The sequence below is a fragment of the Pseudonocardia sulfidoxydans NBRC 16205 genome (genome assembly GCF_007989085.1).
Lineage (GTDB): Bacteria > Actinomycetota > Actinomycetes > Mycobacteriales > Pseudonocardiaceae > Pseudonocardia > Pseudonocardia sulfidoxydans.
The window spans coordinates 1-15,792 of sequence record NZ_BJVJ01000107.1; the positions used below are offsets into that span (position 1 = coordinate 1).

General features: G+C 73.2%; 18 protein-coding genes. 12 read left to right on the forward strand and 6 right to left on the reverse strand.

The window, feature by feature from the left end; translation table 11 throughout:
- From PSU4_RS32045 to rlmN, 3 genes are all read left to right on the forward strand, one after another.
- Nucleotides 1-181: hypothetical protein (locus PSU4_RS32045; protein WP_222596428.1), on the forward strand; the 181-nt coding region annotated here is incomplete at its 5' end.
- A 111-nt stretch (nucleotides 182-292) separates the two neighbouring features.
- On the forward strand, nucleotides 293-778 hold the full coding sequence (locus PSU4_RS28435) for a pyridoxamine 5'-phosphate oxidase family protein (RefSeq protein WP_147115253.1): 486 nt from the start codon (nucleotides 293-295) through the stop codon (nucleotides 776-778).
- A 27-nt stretch (nucleotides 779-805) separates the two neighbouring features.
- Nucleotides 806-1,912 carry a dual-specificity RNA methyltransferase RlmN gene (gene rlmN / locus PSU4_RS28440; protein ID WP_147115256.1) on the forward strand — a complete coding sequence of 369 codons (1,107 nt, stop codon included), beginning with the start codon at nucleotides 806-808 and terminating at the stop codon, nucleotides 1,910-1,912.
- 4 nt (nucleotides 1,913-1,916) lie between these two features.
- On the opposite strand, the gene PSU4_RS28445 is transcribed toward rlmN, so the two are convergent.
- The gene (locus PSU4_RS28445) at nucleotides 1,917-2,987 is read right to left on the reverse strand and encodes an ATP-dependent DNA ligase (protein ID WP_147115259.1); all 1,071 of its coding nucleotides are present in this window, start codon (nucleotides 2,985-2,987) and stop codon (nucleotides 1,917-1,919) included.
- Between the two features lie 54 nt (nucleotides 2,988-3,041).
- Between PSU4_RS28445 and mug the strand changes: the two genes are divergently transcribed.
- Entirely contained in the window at nucleotides 3,042-3,602 is a 561-nt protein-coding gene (gene mug, locus PSU4_RS28450; RefSeq protein ID WP_147115262.1) for a G/U mismatch-specific DNA glycosylase, read from the forward strand.
- 73 nt (nucleotides 3,603-3,675) lie between these two features.
- Here the strand turns inward: mug and PSU4_RS28455 are convergent, their stop codons facing one another.
- On the reverse strand, nucleotides 3,676-4,113 hold the full coding sequence (locus tag PSU4_RS28455) for a MarR family winged helix-turn-helix transcriptional regulator (protein WP_147115265.1): 438 nt from the start codon (nucleotides 4,111-4,113) through the stop codon (nucleotides 3,676-3,678).
- A 65-nt stretch (nucleotides 4,114-4,178) separates the two neighbouring features.
- Here PSU4_RS28455 and PSU4_RS28460 point away from each other — a divergent pair, with 65 nt between their 5' ends.
- Nucleotides 4,179-4,826 carry a maleylpyruvate isomerase family mycothiol-dependent enzyme gene (locus tag PSU4_RS28460; protein WP_147115268.1) on the forward strand — a complete coding sequence of 216 codons (648 nt, stop codon included), beginning with the start codon at nucleotides 4,179-4,181 and terminating at the stop codon, nucleotides 4,824-4,826.
- Nucleotides 4,827-4,858: 32 nt separating this feature from the next.
- Here the strand turns inward: PSU4_RS28460 and PSU4_RS28465 are convergent, their stop codons facing one another.
- Nucleotides 4,859-5,830, reverse strand: coding sequence for a DNA polymerase domain-containing protein (locus PSU4_RS28465; RefSeq protein WP_147115271.1), 972 nt, complete (start codon nucleotides 5,828-5,830; stop codon nucleotides 4,859-4,861).
- A gap of 16 nt (nucleotides 5,831-5,846) precedes the next feature.
- Nucleotides 5,847-6,107: a DUF2631 domain-containing protein gene (locus tag PSU4_RS28470; RefSeq protein ID WP_147115274.1), complete on the reverse strand. Its 261-nt coding sequence runs from the start codon at nucleotides 6,105-6,107 to the stop codon at nucleotides 5,847-5,849.
- Nucleotides 6,108-6,205: 98 nt separating this feature from the next.
- Here PSU4_RS28470 and dxr point away from each other — a divergent pair, with 98 nt between their 5' ends.
- From dxr to PSU4_RS28505, 7 genes are all read left to right on the forward strand, one after another.
- Entirely contained in the window at nucleotides 6,206-7,396 is a 1,191-nt protein-coding gene (gene dxr / locus PSU4_RS28475) for a 1-deoxy-D-xylulose-5-phosphate reductoisomerase (RefSeq protein WP_147115277.1), read from the forward strand.
- Between the two features lie 33 nt (nucleotides 7,397-7,429).
- Nucleotides 7,430-8,626, forward strand: a complete 1,197-nt coding sequence (locus PSU4_RS28480; protein ID WP_147115280.1) for a M50 family metallopeptidase — start codon at nucleotides 7,430-7,432, stop codon at nucleotides 8,624-8,626.
- Complete coding sequence (locus PSU4_RS28485; RefSeq protein WP_147115283.1) at nucleotides 8,626-9,117, forward strand: phosphatase domain-containing protein; 492 nt, start codon at nucleotides 8,626-8,628, stop codon at nucleotides 9,115-9,117. The genes PSU4_RS28480 and PSU4_RS28485 overlap by 1 nt, the downstream gene beginning before the upstream one ends.
- A 116-nt stretch (nucleotides 9,118-9,233) precedes the next feature.
- Complete coding sequence (gene ispG / locus PSU4_RS28490) at nucleotides 9,234-10,358, forward strand: flavodoxin-dependent (E)-4-hydroxy-3-methylbut-2-enyl-diphosphate synthase (protein ID WP_147115295.1); 1,125 nt, start codon at nucleotides 9,234-9,236, stop codon at nucleotides 10,356-10,358.
- A gap of 101 nt (nucleotides 10,359-10,459) precedes the next feature.
- Complete coding sequence (locus tag PSU4_RS28495; protein ID WP_147115286.1) at nucleotides 10,460-11,293, forward strand: GNAT family N-acetyltransferase; 834 nt, start codon at nucleotides 10,460-10,462, stop codon at nucleotides 11,291-11,293.
- A 73-nt stretch (nucleotides 11,294-11,366) separates the two neighbouring features.
- The gene (locus PSU4_RS28500) at nucleotides 11,367-13,202 is read left to right on the forward strand and encodes a penicillin-binding transpeptidase domain-containing protein (protein ID WP_246115405.1); all 1,836 of its coding nucleotides are present in this window, start codon (nucleotides 11,367-11,369) and stop codon (nucleotides 13,200-13,202) included.
- Between the two features lie 855 nt (nucleotides 13,203-14,057).
- Nucleotides 14,058-14,459 (forward strand): DUF3054 domain-containing protein, encoded by a 402-nt coding sequence (locus PSU4_RS28505; RefSeq protein ID WP_222596429.1) that lies wholly within the window; start codon nucleotides 14,058-14,060, stop codon nucleotides 14,457-14,459.
- A gap of 37 nt (nucleotides 14,460-14,496) precedes the next feature.
- Here PSU4_RS28505 and map read toward each other — a convergent pair whose 3' ends face one another.
- Nucleotides 14,497-15,354 (reverse strand): type I methionyl aminopeptidase, encoded by an 858-nt coding sequence (gene map / locus PSU4_RS28510; protein WP_147115289.1) that lies wholly within the window; start codon nucleotides 15,352-15,354, stop codon nucleotides 14,497-14,499.
- Nucleotides 15,355-15,480: 126 nt separating this feature from the next.
- Nucleotides 15,481-15,792, reverse strand: a 312-nt coding sequence (locus tag PSU4_RS28515; protein WP_147115292.1) for an SRPBCC family protein, incomplete at its 5' end; no start/stop codon positions are given.

Below are 15,792 nucleotides of genomic sequence, written 5' to 3' on the forward strand. Positions count from 1 at the left end.
GCCGGCGCCGCGACGTCCGCCTGCGCCCCGCCAGGCTCCCGGCGGGCCGCCGCCGCAACCTCCCGGCGCCGGCCCCGGGCCGGGCCCGCGCGCAGCCGACCCCTACGGCCCCACCGTCCGCACCCGCGCCCCGCAGGAACGGATCACCGAACCGGTCCGCGGGCCGGGCCCGCACGCCTGAGCCGACCCACCGCCCCGGAGAAACCCCGCGCCGGCTGCGATCAGTTCCGGACGCCCGCGTCTCACAGCTGCGACGGGTGGGGCGCGGTGGCCCCGCCGGGGAGGGGGAGCGATGCTCGTGGACGACGTCCGGGCCACGTTGGCCGAGCCGATGGCCCAGGAACTGATGGGTGCACGGATCCCGGCGCGGCTGGCCTACACCGCACTCGACGGCACACCGCGGGTCGTGCCGATGGGCTACGCGTGGACGGGATCGGCGCTGGTCATGGCCACTGTCGCGAAGGCGCCGAAGGTCGCAGCGTTGTGGGCGAACCCGGCGGTGGCGCTCACCGTCGACACCGACGAGCAGCCCCCGCACATGCTCCTGGTGCGCGGCAGGGCGTCGATCGAGATCGTCGACGGCGTCCCGGACGTCTTCCTCGACGGCGCCCGCAAACTGGTCGCACCGGAGGCGTGGGCGGGCTTCGAGGCGGGCGTGCGAGCCCTCTACGACCGGATGGCCGTGCTGACGGTCACGCCCACGTGGGCGCGGCTCTACGACTTCGAGACGCGCGTGCCGGACGTCATCGCGACGCAGGCGGCGGCCCGGGGGCTCTGACGTCCGACCTGGCACAATCGGGTCGTCATGACTTCACTCCCGCTCGTCTTCGAGGCACCCCGCCGCGGCAAGCCGCCGCGTCATCTCGCCGATCTCGACCCCGCCGACCGCAAGGCCGCGGTGACCGAGCTCGGCCTGCCCGGCTTCCGCGCCGACCAGCTGGCCCGGCACTACTTCGGCCGGCTCACCGCGGACCTCGACGAGATGACCGACCTGCCGGCCGCGGCGCGGGAGACGCTCGCGTCGCTGTTGCCGCCGCTGGTCACGCCGGTCACCGAGCAGTCGTGCGACGACGGCGCCACCCGCAAGATGCTGTGGCGCGGGCACGACGGTGCGCTGGCCGAGTCGGTGCTGATGGCCTACCCGGACCGGGCGACCGTGTGCATCTCCAGCCAGGCGGGCTGCGGCATGGCGTGCCCGTTCTGCGCGACGGGTCAGGGCGGGCTGCAGCGCAACCTGTCGACGGGCGAGATCGTCGACCAGGTCCGGCAGGCCGCGGCCGCGGCGCGTGACGGCAAGCTGGGCGAGCCGATGCGGCTGTCGAACATCGTCTTCATGGGGATGGGCGAGCCGCTCGCGAACTACAACCGGGTCGTGGCGGCGTTGCGCCGCATCACGTCCCCTGCTCCCGAGGGCCTGGGCATCTCGCCCCGCGGCGTCACGGTGTCGACGGTCGGGCTCGTCCCGGCGATCGACAAGCTGGCCGCCGAGGGCCTGCCGGTGACGCTGGCGATCTCGCTGCACACCCCGGACGACGAGCTGCGCGACACCCTCGTACCGGTCAACAACCGGTGGAAGGTCGGTGAGGTGCTCGACGCCGCCCGCCGGTACGCGCAGGCCACGGGCCGGCGGGTGTCGATCGAGTACGCCCTGATCCGCGACGTGAACGACCAGCCGTGGCGGGCCGACCTGCTCGGGACGCTGTTGCGCCGGCGCGTCGGGACCAAGCGGGTGCACGTGAACCTGATCCCGCTCAACCCGACGCCGGGCAGCGAGTGGGACGCCTCGCCGCGCCCGGTGCAGGACGAGTTCGTCCGCCGGGTCGAGGCAGCCGGGGTGGCGTGCACGGTGCGCGACACCCGCGGCCAGGAGATCGACGCCGCCTGCGGCCAGCTGGCCGCCGCGCACAGGTAGGAGCTCAGTCCGGCAGGCCCAGCACGTCGCCCAGGTCGAAGCCGACCGGCTGTTCGAGCTGGGAGTAGGTGCACGACTCGGGGGTGCGGTCGTCGCGCCAGCGTACGAACTGCGCGGTGTGGCGGAACCGGATGCCCTCCATGTAGTCGTAGCGCACCTCGACGACCCGCTCGGGGCGCAGCGGCACGAACGACAGGTCCTTGCCCGCGTTCCAGCGGCTGCCCTCGTTCTTGCGCGGGGTGCGTTCGCCCTGCTCGTGGGCGGCCCAGTTCCACGGGTGGCCGTCGAAGCCGGTGACGAGCGGCTGCATCTCCTGGAACAGCTCGCGACGGCGCGCCATCGGGAACGCCCCGATCACGCCGACCGACGCCAGCGTGCCGCGCTCGTCGTACAGGCCCAGCAGCAGCGACCCGATCGCGTCGGGCCCCGACTTGTGGACCCGGTAGCCCGCCACCACGCAGTCGCACGTGCGCTCGTGCTTGATCTTGGCCATGACGCGCTTGTCGGGCTGGTAGGTGAGGTCGAGCGGCTTGGCGATCAGCCCGTCGAGACCCGCGCCCTCGAACTCGCGGAACCACTGCTCGGCCAGCACCGGGTCCTGCGTCGCCGGGGTGACGTGGATGGGCGGCGTCGCATCGGCCAGCGCCTGCTCCAGCAGGGTGCGGCGCTCGTCGAGACGGCGCTCGGACAGGTCGTCGTCGCCGAGAGCCAGCAGGTCGAACGCCACGAAGCTGGCCGGGGTCTGCTCGGCGAGGAGCCTGACCCGGGAGTCGGCGGGATGGATGCGCTGCTGCAGGGCCTCGAAGTCGAGCCGGTTACGGTCCCTGTCGACGACGATGATCTCCCCGTCGATCACCGCCTTCTCGGGGAAGTTGGCCTTCACGGCCTCGACGACCTCCGGGAAGTACCGGGTCATCGGCCGCTCGTTGCGGCTGCCGATCTCGACCTCGTCGCCGTCGCGGAAGATGATCGACCGGAAGCCGTCCCACTTGGGTTCGTAGTGCCTGCCGTCGGGGATCGTGGCGACGGGCTTGGCCAGCATCGGCTTCACCGGGGGCATCACGGGCAGGTCCACGCGCCACATCCTGCCGGGATACTCCGACAGGATCGAGCGGAGAGGGGTACTTCGATGGCGGCACGGTTCACCGCGGCCGAGCTGGAGGCGGCCCGCGACCGCACGATCGACGACGTCCTCCCCGGCCCCGGCGGGCCGGCGTTGCGGGTGCTGTTCTGCGGCATCAACCCCGGGTTGCTGTCGGCGGCGACGGGTCACCACTTCGCGCGGCCCGGCAACCGCTTCTGGCCGGTGCTCTACGACGCCGGCTTCACCCCGCGGCTGCTGCTGCCCGCCGAGCAGGGCGAGCTGCGCGGCCTCGGGCTGGGGATCACGAACATGGTGGCGCGCACGACCGCCCGCGCCGACGAGCTCTCCGACGACGAGCTGCGCGCCGGCGGCGAGCGACTGCGATCCCTCGTGGCGCAGGAGGGGCCGCGGTGGCTGGCCGTCGTCGGGGTGACGGCGTACCGGATCGCGTTCGCGTCGCCGAAGGCCGCGGTCGGCCCGCAGCAGGAGACGGTGGGGGACACCGGGATCTGGGTCCTGCCCAACCCCAGCGGTCTCAACGCGCACTGGTCCCGCGCGGCGATGGCGGAGGAGTTCGCGCGGCTGCGCGAGGCCGCTCTGGCGTAGAGGGACGGCTCGGGCATGGGGGGCTCGGCCATGGGGGGCTCGGGCATGGGGGGCTATGGCATGGAGGGGCGGCTCAGGCGTAGTGGTCGGTGGCCGCGCGCAGGTCGGTGAGCAGCTCGCGCAGGGACTCGGCGCGTTCGGCGCCCAGGTGCGCGGTCCATTCCCGTTCGACGTCGGCGACGACCCCGACCGAGCGGGCGACGGCGGCGGCTCCGCGCGGGGCGATCACGACGAGCCGGGCCCGGCCGTCGGACGGGTCGGGGACGCGGGTGACGTAGCCGGCGGCCTCCAGTTGGTCGACGAGGAACCCCGCGGTCTGTTTGGTGACGCCGCTCTGGCGGGCCAGCTCGGTGAGGCGGCTGCCGTTCGGGCCGATCCGCTGGAAGACGCGGCCCTGGGCGCGGCTGATGTCGTCGAACCCGGCCGCGGCGAGCTCGTCGAACACGCGGTCCTCTATCGCGCGGTAGGGGATGAACAGCAGCAGGCCCAGGTTCAGCGCGTCGTCCGGCACCCAGTTGACGATAGTACGAGACTCTGACTTAATGGTCAGACTCTCTGACGAGTCGGAGGTGTGCGATGGAGCAGGACCAGGCCTGGGTCGTGATCGCGCAGCAGCGTCGCGCACTCGCCGACGTCCTCGACGACCTGACCCCGCAGGAGTGGGAGGCGCCCTCGCTGTGCGCGCGGTGGCGAGTGCGCGACGTCGCCGCGCACCTCGCGCTCACCCCGCACTCCCCGGGCCTGGGCCGGATCCTCTACGAGGGGCTGCGTGCCCGCGGGGACTTCGACGGCCTCAACCACGACATGGCCATCCGCTGGGCGGCGCGGCCGAGCACCGAGCTCGTCGCCGGCCTGCGGGCCGACGCCGACAACCGCAGCCGCCCCGCGATCACCACCTGGCGCAACCTGCTCTTCGACACGATCGTGCACGTCCAGGACGTGGCGATCCCATTGGGACACGACGTGGCGATGCCGCTCGACGGGACCCTCGCCGGGCTGGACCGGGTGTGGCGGATGGGCTGGCCGTTCTGGGCGCGGCGGCGGCTGCGCGGGCTGCGGCTCGTGGCCACCAACGCGGAGTGGGTCGCGGGCGAGGGCGCGCAGGTGCGCGGCTCGGCCGGTGCCCTGTTGCTGCTGGTCACCGGCCGGACCGAGACTGTCGTGCCGAGGCTGACCGGTCCCGGGGTGGCCCGGCTGGCCGACAGGGCCGCCAGGCCCTCGTGAGTGGCGATAGTCGCTCTGGCGACTATCGCCACTCACAGGTCGTCGAGGTCCGGGGGCTCGGTGTCGGGGGTGTCGCGGGCGTCGCGGTCGGCCCATTCGAGGAGCTCGTCGAGGACGAAGACGGCGTCGTCGATACCGGCGTGCAGGTCACCCAGCTCGGCGAAGCGGGCGGGCACCGTGGCGATCGTGAAGTCCCGCGGATCGACGTCGGCGACCTCGTCCCACCCGATCGGCGTCGACACCACGGCCTCGGGCACCCCGCGCACCGAGTAGGCGCTACGGATGGTGTGGTCGCGGGCGTTCTGGTTGTAGTCGACGAAGATCGACGCCGGGTCCCGGTCCTTGCGCCACCACGTCAGATCGACGAGGTCCCCGGACCGGCGGCCGACCTCGCGGGCGAAGGCGTGGGCGGCGCGGCGCACGTCGGAGAACCCCCAGCGCGGCTCGATCCGCACGTAGACGTGCATGCCCGAGCCGCCGGAGGTCTTGGGCCAGCCGGTGGCGCCGAGCTCGTCGAGGACCTCCTGGGCGACGGCGGCGACCCGGCGGACGTCGTCGAAGCGGGCGTCGGGCATCGGGTCGAGGTCGATACGCCACTCGTCGGGCTTCTCGGTGTCCCCCGCGCGGGAGTTCCAGGGGTGGAACTCGACCGTCGACATCTGGGTGGCCCACACGACGTCGGCGACGTCGGCGACACACAGCTCGTCGGCGTGGCGGTTGTAGCGGGGGAAGTGCACCCGCACCGTGGGCACCCAGTCGGGCGCGCCACGGGGGAGCCGCTTCTGGTGGACCTTCTCGCCGGTCACGCCCGTCGGGAAGCGGTGGAGCATGCAGGGGCGGTCGCGCAGGGCGCGGACGATGCCGTCGCCGACCGCGATGTAGTACCTCGCCAGGTCGAGCTTGGTCTCCCCGCGTGCCGGGAAGTAGACCCGGTCGGGGTTGGAGATGCGGACCGTCCGGTCGCCGACCTCGAGCTCGACGGCCGGGCTCGACCGCTCGGCCATGGCGGATCCGCCTCGCTCAGCGGCGCCAGGCGTTGCGGCGCTTGATCAGGCCGCCGACGACCCCGCCGAGGACGAACAGCGCCGGGATGACCATCCAGAGGATCTCGGTCCAGCTGGCGTGGTGGCCGATCAGCAGCAGCGGCAGGATGATCGCGGTGGCGATGCCTGCGATGACCGTGCCGTTGGGGAACCCCCCGTGCCAGCCCCACTCCGCCGACGGCTCGTCGAGCGGGTCGACCTCGGAACCGGGTCGCTTCGCCAGCTCACTACCTGCCACGCCGTCCTCCTGAACCCGGATGCCTGCCGGGCCACATCCTCGCACAGGGGCGCGGCCGAGGATGATGTGGCGTTGTGAGCGAGCGTGCGAGCGAACCGATGTCACAGCACCCGGGCGACGAGGTCACTGCCGCACCCCGGTCGGTCCTGGTGCTGGGATCGACGGGGTCGATCGGCACCCAGGCCCTCGACGTCGTCGACCACGCGGCGGGGCGCTTCACCGTCGCCGGGCTCGCAGCGGGCGGGCGCGACGTCGGGCTGCTGGCCGCACAGGCGCGTGCGCACCGCGTCGCGAGGGTCGCCGTGGCCGACCGTGTCGCGGCGGCCGCGCTGCGCACCGAGCTGCCGGGGGTCGACGTCCTCGACGGCCCGGACGCCGCGACCGAGCTGACGGCGACGACACCGGCCGACGTCGTCCTCAACGGCATCACCGGCTCACGCGGGCTCGGCCCGACCCTGGCGGCGCTGGCAGCGGGGGAGACCCTCGCGCTGGCGAACAAGGAGTCGCTGGTCGCGGGCGGGTCGCTGGTCACGAACGCGGCGAAGCCCGGACAGATCGTGCCGGTCGACTCCGAGCACTCGGCACTGGCCCAGTGCCTGCGCGGCGGCATCCCCGACGAGGTGGCGCGGCTGGTGCTCACGGCGTCGGGCGGGCCGTTCCGCGGCCGCAGCCGCGCCGACCTCGCCCACGTCACCCTCGACGAGGCCCTCGAGCACCCGACGTGGGACATGGGCCCTGTCGTCACCATCAACTCGGCGACGCTGGTCAACAAGGGTCTCGAGCTGATCGAGGCGCACCTGCTGTTCGACGTGCCCTACGACCGCATCGACGTCGCGGTGCACCCGCAGTCGATCGTGCACTCGATGGTGACGTTCGTCGACGGCTCCACGATCGCCCAGGCCGGCCCGCCCGACATGCGGCTGCCGATCGCGCTGGCCCTGGCCTGGCCGGCCCGGGTGCCGGGCGCGGCGGCGGCGTGCACGTGGGACGTCGCACAGTCGTGGACGTTCGAACCGCTCGACGACGACGCGTTCCCGGGGGTCCGGCTCGCCCGCGCCGCCGGGACGACGGGCGGCTGCCTGCCCGCGGTGTTCAACGCCGCCAACGAGGAGGCCGTCGCCGCGTTCGTCGCGGGTGGGCTGTCGTACCTGGGCGTCACCGAGGTCGTCGAGCGTGCGCTGGCGGCGGCCGACGGCTGGTCGGGCGACCCCGCTACCGTGGAGGACGTGCTGGCAGCGGAGGGCTGGGCGCGTGCCCGGGCCCGCGAGCTCGCCGCGTCGATCGGCTGAGAAGGGCCCATGAGCTCGGAGAGGCACTGACAAGTGGCATTCGCGTTCGGCGTCGTGCTGTTCGCCCTCGGCATCGCGATCTCGATCGCGCTGCACGAGGCCGGGCACCTGGTCACCGCCAAGGCCTTCGGCATGCGCGTCCGTCGTTACTACATCGGTTTCGGCCCGAAGATCTTCTCGTTCCGCCGCGGCGAGACCGAGTACGGCATGAAATGGATCCCCGCGGGCGGGTTCTGCGACATCGCCGGCATGACCGCGCTCGACGAGGTCACCGAGGAGGAGCGCCCGCGCGCGTTCTTCCGCAAACCGACGTGGCAGCGCGTCGTGGTGCTGTCGGCCGGGTCGGCGACGCACTTCCTGATCGGGATCGTCCTCATCTACGTGCTGGCGCTGACGTCGGGCCTGCCCAACGTGGCCGACACCGCGACGGCCGGGCAGATCAGCTGCGCCGCCAACCAGACCTCGCCGTCGGCGCTCGAGCCGTGCGGTCCCGGCGTGGCCGCCCCGGCCGCCGACGCGGGCCTGCGCCCGGGCGACACGATCGTCTCCGTCGCCGGGACGGCCACCCCGACCTGGACCGACGCGGTCAAACTGATCCAGGCGGCCGACGGGCCGACGCCGATCGTCGTCGAGCGGGGCGGCGAGCGCCTGACGCTGACGATGGACGTCGCGAAGGTCCAGCGGCTCGACCCGCAGACGGGGGCGCCCCGCGAGGTCGGCGCCATCGGCGTCTCGCAGAAGCTGATCTTCGACTACAACCCGCTGACGGCCGTGCCCGCGACGTTCGCCTACACCGGGCAGATGTTCGCGCAGGTCTGGCAGGGCCTGATGATGTTCCCGGAGAAGGTGCCGCGCCTGATCGACGCCATCTCCGGCGGCGAGCGCGACCTGGAGACACCGGTCAGCGTCGTCGGGGCCAGCGTCATCGGCGGCGACCTCGCCGAGCGCGGGCTGTGGCAGGTGTTCGTCCAGCTGCTGGTCGTGCTGAACCTGTTCGTCGGCGTGTTCAACCTGCTGCCACTGCTGCCGCTCGACGGCGGGCACATCGCGGTGAACCTCTACGAACGGGTCCGCGACTGGATCCGGGCGCGCCTGGGCAAGGTGGCGATGCCGCCTGTCGACTACACGAAGCTGCTGCCCCTGACCTACGTCGTCATCCTGATCGGCGGCGCCGTCAGCCTGCTCACGCTGACCGCCGACATCGTCAACCCGATCCGGCCCTTCCAGTAGTGGCCGCTGCGGACATCCCGGACCGGCCGGTCGCCGTGTTCGACATCGACGGCGTGCTCGCCGACGTCACCCACCGGCTCCACCATCTCGACGTCAACCGCTGGGAACGGTTCTTCACCGCGGCCGACCGCGACCCGCTGCTCGAGGAGGGCGCGCGGCGCCTGCGGGCCGCGCTGGCCGACCACGACGTCGTCTACCTGACGGGCCGCCCCGAGCGGAACCGGCGGCTCACCGAACGCTGGCTCGCCCGGCACGGACTGCCGACTGAACCCCTCTACATGCGCGAGGACGACGACTACCGGCCCGCCCGCTGGGTCAAGCGCGAGGTGCTGCGCGAACTGGCCCGCACCCGGACCATCGCCTCGATCATCGACGACGACCCGTCGGTCGTGCGGGTGCTGGCCGACGACGGCTGGCCGGTCGAGCTGGCGACGTGGCTGCCGCACTCCTCGACACTGCAGGACGCGCAGGAGAACAAGGGCCGCACCTGAGGAGGGTGCTACCCCGCCCACCGCAGCTCAGGACCCGATCGGCGTGGCTCCGGCCACGCCCGCGGCGCGGCGGGGCGCGGCGGAGGATACTGGGGGTCGTGAGCGTCTCCCTGGGCATGCCCGCCGCACCCGCCCCGACCCTCGCACCTCGCCGGAAGACCCGGCAGCTGCAGGTCGGGAGCGTCGGCGTCGGCAGCGACCACCCGATCTCCGTGCAGTCGATGACCACCACCCTGACCGCGGACGTCAACGCCACCCTGCAGCAGATCGCCGAGCTCACCGCGGCGGGCTGCGACATCGTGCGCGTCGCGTGCCCCAGCCAGGACGATGCCGACGCGCTCCCCGCGATCGCGCAGAAGTCGCAGATCCCGGTGATCGCCGACATCCACTTCCAACCCAAGTACGTCTTCGCCGCGATCGAGGCGGGCTGCGCCGCGGTCCGCGTGAACCCGGGCAACATCCGCAAGTTCGACGACCAGGTGAAGGAGATCGCGGCCGCCGCGCGCGACCACGGGATCCCGATCCGCATCGGCGTCAACGCCGGCTCGCTCGACAAGCGGCTGCTGCAGAAGTACGGCAGGGCCACCCCCGAGGCGCTCGTCGAGTCGGCGCTGTGGGAGGCGAGCCTGTTCGCCGAGCACGACTTCCACGACGTCAAGATCTCGGTGAAGCACAACGACCCCGTCGTCATGGTGCGCGCCTACGAGCAGCTCGCCGCGCAGTGCGACTACCCGCTGCACCTGGGTGTGACCGAGGCCGGCCCGGAGTTCCAGGGCACCATCAAGTCCGCGGTCGCGTTCGGTGCGCTGCTCTCGCAGGGCATCGGCGACACCATCCGCGTCTCGCTGTCGTCCCCACCGGTCAACGAGGTGAAGGTCGGCCGCCAGATCCTGGAGTCGCTGAACCTCAAGCCGCGGCGCCTGGAGATCGTGTCGTGCCCGTCGTGCGGGCGCGCCCAGGTCGACGTCTACACCCTCGCCGAGCAGGTCACCGCCGGTCTCACCGGCATGGAGGTGCCGCTGCGCGTGGCCGTCATGGGCTGCGTCGTCAACGGCCCGGGTGAGGCCCGGGAGGCGGACCTGGGGGTCGCCTCCGGCAACGGCAAGGGCCAGATCTTCGTCAAGGGCGAGGTCATCAAGACCGTCCCGGAGCACGCCATCGTCGAGACCCTGATCGAGGAGGCGATGAAGATCGCCGAGACGATGGCCGGCGACGGTGCGCCCGAGGTCGTCGTCGGCTGACTGCGCCGTCAGGCGACCGGGGGCCGCACCGCGTGATCCGAGACCGAGCCGAAACCGGGCCTCACATGGGCACCGGCGCTCAGTTGTGGCACCGTAGGAGGGTGCTCAGAGTCGCGGGTGCTCGACTGCTCGACGACCGTGACCGTGCCGGGGTCCGGGCCGCCCTGGAGGCCGATCCCGTGGCGGCCTGCATGGTCGCCGCCCGCGTCGAGGTCGCCGGTCTGGATCCGTGGCGCCTCGGTGGCGAGCTGTGGTCGGTCGGCCCCCGCCTCGACGGCCTCTGCTTCTCCGGGGCCAACCTGGTCCCGCTGCGCGGGGAACGGTCCGCGCTGCGCAGCTTCGCCGACCGCGCGCGCCGGCACGGGCGTGGCTGTTCGTCGTTGGTCGGGCGGGCCGAGCTCGTCCTCCCCCTGTGGGACGAGCTGGCCCCGGCCTGGGCACCCGCCCGGGAGCTGCGGCCCGACCAGCCGCTGATGGTGCTCGCCGGGCCGCCCACGATCACCCCCGACCCGCTGGTGCGGCCCGTGCGGCCCGAGGAGATCGACGTCTACCTCCCGGCCGCCGTCGCGATGTTCACCGAGGAGGTCGGCGTCGACCCGCGCGCGGGCGACGGCGGTGCCGGCTACCGGGCCCGCGTCGCCGAGCTCGTCTCCGCGGGTCGCGCGTTCGCCCGCTTCGAAGACGGTCAGGTCGTGTTCAAGGCCGAGATCGGGGCGCTGTCGTCGCAGGTCGGCCAGATCCAGGGCGTGTGGGTGCACCCGTCCAAGCGGGGGCTGGGCTACGGCACCATCGGCACCGCCGCGGTCGCCGACCGGCTCGCCGCGCTGGGCCGCGTCTCCAGCCTGTACGTGAACGGCTTCAACCACGTCGCCCGGTCCGTCTACGGCAAGATCGGTTTCACACAGGTCGCGAGCTTCGCGACGGTGCTGTTCTGATTCTGATCCGTCCCTCGAACGTGGGGTCCTGGGTGCGCCGGGATTGTCGGGGCGCGCGGGCATACTCGCCTCCGTGACCGCTCCCCGTCGTCGCGCCCTGAGCCCGTTGCGGCTCGGGCTGCTCGCGGGGCTGCTCGTGATCGCCCTCGTCGGCGCCGGCTGCGCGGTCTTCGGCCCCAGCGGCGAGGAGAAGGCCGTCCAGGCCTACCTCGACGCGTGGACCCGTGGCGACGACGCGGCCGCCGCCCGCCTCACCGACGACCCCGCCGCCGCCCAGGCAGCGCTGGCCGACACGCGCAAGGCCCTCGCCCCGGCCGGGCTCACCGCCACCCTCGGCCAGGTCCGCACGGCGGGCGACGACGCCACCGCCTCGGTCGACGTCGCCTGGGACCTGGGACAGGACCGCCGCTTCGCGTATCTCGGTGAGATCGGCGTCCGCCGATCAGAGCAGGCCGACTCCGGTTGGCTGGTGCACTGGACGCCCGCGGCGATCCACCCGAAGCTCGCGGCCGGGCAGCGGTTGTCGCTGGTCGCCGACACACCCGACCCGGCCCCGGTGGTCGACCGCGGCGGTACCCCGCTGCTCGCGCCGACGCCCGTCGTGAACATCCTGCTCGACCGCACGGCCGCGGGCGATCTCGGCGCCGTCACCGGGACGCTCGCCCGCGCGCTCGCCCCGCTCGTCCCCGGGATCACCGCCCAGTCGATCGCCGACGGCGCCGGCGCCGTCCCGCAAGGGCAGGGCTACTCGGTGGCCGTGCTGCGCGACACCGACTACCGCACCGTCAAGGACGCCATCCACGACCTTCCCGGCGTCCGGTTCGCTACCCAGACCCGGCTGCTCGCCCAGTCCGCGGGCTTCGGCAGCCAGGTCCTCACCCCCGTCCGCACCGAGGTGACGCCGCAGGTCACCGGCATCCCCGGCTGGTCGGTGCAGATTCTCGGCGGCGGGGCGACGATCGCGACGCTGCAGGAACAGCCCCCGACGCCCGGCACCACCGTCACGCTGTCGATCGACCACACCGTGCAGAACGCGGCCGAGGACGCCGTCGAGTCGCTCCCGCAGCAGGTCGCGCTCGTCGCACTGTCCCCGTCCACAGGCGACATCCTGGCCGTCGCCCAGAACACCCAGGCCGACGCCGCCGGGGCCATCGCGCTCACCGGCCGCTACCCGCCCGGGTCGACGTTCAAGATCGTCACCGCCACGGCGGCGCTCGAGACACTCGGCGTGACCGCGGACTCCCCGCAACCCTGCCCGGGCACCACCACCATCGACGGCCGGCTCGTGCCCAACGAGGACCGCTTCGAGCTCGGCACCGTGCCGCTCACCCAGGCGTTCGCGCGCTCCTGCAACACCACGTTCTCCCAGCTCGCCGCCCAGATGACGGCCGACGCACTGCCCGCCGCCGGGCTGTCGCTCGGCTTCGGCGCCGACTTCGCGATCCCCGGGCTCACCACCGTCACCGGGTCCGTCCCGCCCGCGCCCGACCGCGTCCAGCGCGCCGAGGACGGGTTCGGCCAAGGCGACGTCGTCGCCACCCCGTTCGGGATGGCCCTGGTCGCGGCCACCGTCGCGAGAGGCGCGCCCGTCGTGCCACAGCTCATCCGCGGTCGCGCCACCGACGCCACCACACCGGCCACCGCACCGCCGCCACAGGCCGTGCTCGACCAGCTGCGGCCGATGATGCGTGCCGTCGTCACCAGCGGCACCGCGACCGCCCTCGCCCGCAGCGGCGAGGTGTTCGGCAAGACCGGCACGGCCGAGTACAGCGTCAACGGCGCCAACCGGTCCCACGGCTGGTTCGTCGGCTACCGGGGCGACGTCGCGTTCGCGGTGCTCGTCGTCGACGGCGGGTCGTCCGGCCCGGCAGTCGGTGTGGCGCAACGGTTCCTGGCCGCCCTCGGCTGACCCACCCCGCAACCGCGAACACGACCGTGTCCGACAGGTGGCGGCCGGGGACCCGGTGCGTCGCAGGGGTAGCGGCGCGCCGGATCGCCCCCCGGGTGTCGGCGACCGGGTAACCGTGGGGCCAGGGTCTGGCGCCACGGAGGTCCGGGCCCTGCGCCGGATCGCCGCCGCGGTCGGGGACCGGCCCTGCGCCGCCCGGGGCCCGAGTCCGGAGCCGAGGGCCGGGCAGTTGCCGCCGCGTCCGCGACCACGGGTGTCGGACCGTCTGCAGCTCGGCGGTCCCCACGACCCCACCGGACCGAACGTGTCGTGAGCGCGCCGCGCCCGCCCTCACGACACGCTCGCCGGCCGACGCACCACCGAGCGTGTGATGGGCGCTGCGGGGCGGCTCTGATCACACGTTCGAAGGTGGGGGTGGCGCGCGAACCGGGCCTCCCGCTGCCGAACGTGTCGTGAGCGCGGTCGGAGCGCTCTGGTGACACGTTCGTCGGCCGGCGCACCACCGAGCGTGTCGTGAGCGCTGCGGGATAGCTCTGGTGACACGTTCGGGAGCGGGGCGGGGCGGGGCGGGCCGGGGCCGGGTTCCCGCCCCGAGCGTGTCGTGAGCGCGGCCGGGCCGCTCTGGTCACACGTTCGTGAGCGGGGCGGGGCGGGGCCGTCGAGGTCGTGTCCGCGCGGGCCGCTCATGTAGGACGGCAGGCCGGCGAGGTGTCCCGAACTCGGGCGACGGGCCGACCACCCGTTTCGGCTGCGGGCGGCCCCACGACAACGTCGTGTGAGTTGCGTCACTTTGCTCCGTGAGCCGAGCGGTCGGGCCCGGGTGGGCCGTGCGCGACACCGCCTACCCTGAAGGCCGTGCCCGCCCTCCGGACGCCCCGCGTCGCCGCCCTGGCCCTCGCCGCCGACGTCGTCGCGGTCCTCGTGTTCGCGGCGATCGGCCGCGCGAGCCACGAGGAGGCTGCCGGGGTCGGCGGGGTGCTGGCGACGGCGGCGCCGTTCGTCATCGGGCTCGGCGTGGCGTGGGCGACGCCGTGGGTGCGGTCCCGGCCGGCGGGCTTCGTCGCGGGCGGCACCGTGCTCGCGGGCACGGTCGTGGTGGGTCTGGCGCTGCGCGCCGTGTTCACCGGCCGGCTGCCGTTGACGTTCGCGCTCGTCACCCTCGTCGCGCTCGCGGTGCTGCTGATCGGCTGGCGCGGGGTCTCGGCCGTCGTCGCCGAGGTGGTCGACCGGCGCGCGGCCCGCTCGACCCGCCGCTGACGGCCCCCGGGCGGCGCTGCGCGCGAGCGGGGCCGGTTCAGGGCAGCGTCAGGATTTCGGCTCCGTCGGCGGTGACCAGGACGGTGTGCTCGAACTGCGCGGTGCGTCGCCGGTCCTTGGTGACGACGGTCCAGTCGTCGTCCCAGATGTCGTAGTCGACCGTGCCGAGGGTGATCATGGGCTCGATGGTGAACGTCATGCCGGTCTCGAGGACGGTGTCGACGTCGGGCTGGTCGTAGTGCAGCACCACGAGGCCGCTGTGGAAGGAGCGGCCGATGCCGTGGCCGGTGAAGTCGCGGACCACGCCGTAGCCGAAGCGGCGGGCGTAGGACTCGATGACGCGGCCGACGACGTTGAGTTCCCGGCCGGGCCGGACCGCTTTGATGGCGCGCATGGTCGCTTCGCGGGTGCGCTCGACGAGGAGCCGGTCCTCCTCGGAGACGTCGCCGGCGAGGAAGGTGGCGTTGGTGTCGCCGTGGACGCCGCCGATGTAGCCGGTGACGTCGATGTTGACGATGTCGCCGTCCTGGACGACGGTCGAGTCGGGGATGCCGTGGCAGATGACCTCGTTGAGGCTGGTGCAGCACGACTTGGGGAAGCGCCGGTAGCCGAGCGTCGACGGGTAGGCGTCGTGGTCGACGAGGAACTCGTGGACGACGCGGTCGATCTCGTCGGTGGTGACGCCGGGGCGGACGGCCTCGCCGCCGACGGCGAGGGCCTGTGCGGCGATCTTCCCCGCGACGCGCATGGCCTCGATGACCTCGTCGCTCTGCACCCACGGCTCGGTGCTCCGGGCGGGCGCGTCCTTGCCGACGTACTCCGGCCGCGGGATGTGCGCGGGGACGGGACGCGTGGGCGTGACGGTGCCGGGGGTGAGCAGCGTGCGGGCGGGCATGGCCACCAGTTTAGGCGCGGCGACGTCGGACTTCCCGGGCCAGTCGTCTCGACTCCCTCACCCCGCCGAGCTCGACACCGGGCCGGTCGGGGTGGTCCCGGGTTCACGGAGTCGGCGCACGGGAAATCAGCCGAAGTGGGCGACCAGGCGGCGCAGGGTGTCGCGGATCGACGTCGCGTTGTTCTGCGAGAACTTCACCAGCTCCATGCCGCGCGCCCACGGTGAGCCGCGGTAGTCGAAGGTCTCGGTGACCCGGGTTCCGCCGGCGTCGTCTGCGACGGGCTCGAGCTCGTAGCGCCACACCGCTTTCGCGAAGTGGCACCAGGCGATCCGCCGGTCGGGCTCGAACTCGACGACGGTGTTCGTGACGCGGTAGGGCAGCCCGATCCGCATGCTCGTCGAGAAGCGGTCGCCGAGTCCCAGGAGCGCGCTGAACAA

Excerpts from the sequence above, each read along its gene's own strand:
- PSU4_RS28435 (WP_147115253.1), top strand. The coding sequence starts at position 293 with ATGCTCGTGGACGACGTCCGGGCCACGTTGGCCGAGCCGATGGCCCAG.
- rlmN (WP_147115256.1), top strand. The coding sequence starts at position 806 with ATGACTTCACTCCCGCTCGTCTTCGAGGCACCCCGCCGCGGCAAGCCG.
- mug (WP_147115262.1), top strand. The coding sequence starts at position 3,042 with ATGGCGGCACGGTTCACCGCGGCCGAGCTGGAGGCGGCCCGCGACCGC.
- PSU4_RS28460 (WP_147115268.1), top strand. The coding sequence starts at position 4,179 with ATGGAGCAGGACCAGGCCTGGGTCGTGATCGCGCAGCAGCGTCGCGCA.
- PSU4_RS28465 (WP_147115271.1), bottom strand. The coding sequence starts at position 5,830 with ATGGCCGAGCGGTCGAGCCCGGCCGTCGAGCTCGAGGTCGGCGACCGG.
- dxr (WP_147115277.1), top strand. The coding sequence starts at position 6,206 with ATGTCACAGCACCCGGGCGACGAGGTCACTGCCGCACCCCGGTCGGTC.
- ispG (WP_147115295.1), top strand. The coding sequence starts at position 9,234 with ATGCCCGCCGCACCCGCCCCGACCCTCGCACCTCGCCGGAAGACCCGG.
- map (WP_147115289.1), bottom strand. The coding sequence starts at position 15,354 with ATGCCCGCCCGCACGCTGCTCACCCCCGGCACCGTCACGCCCACGCGT.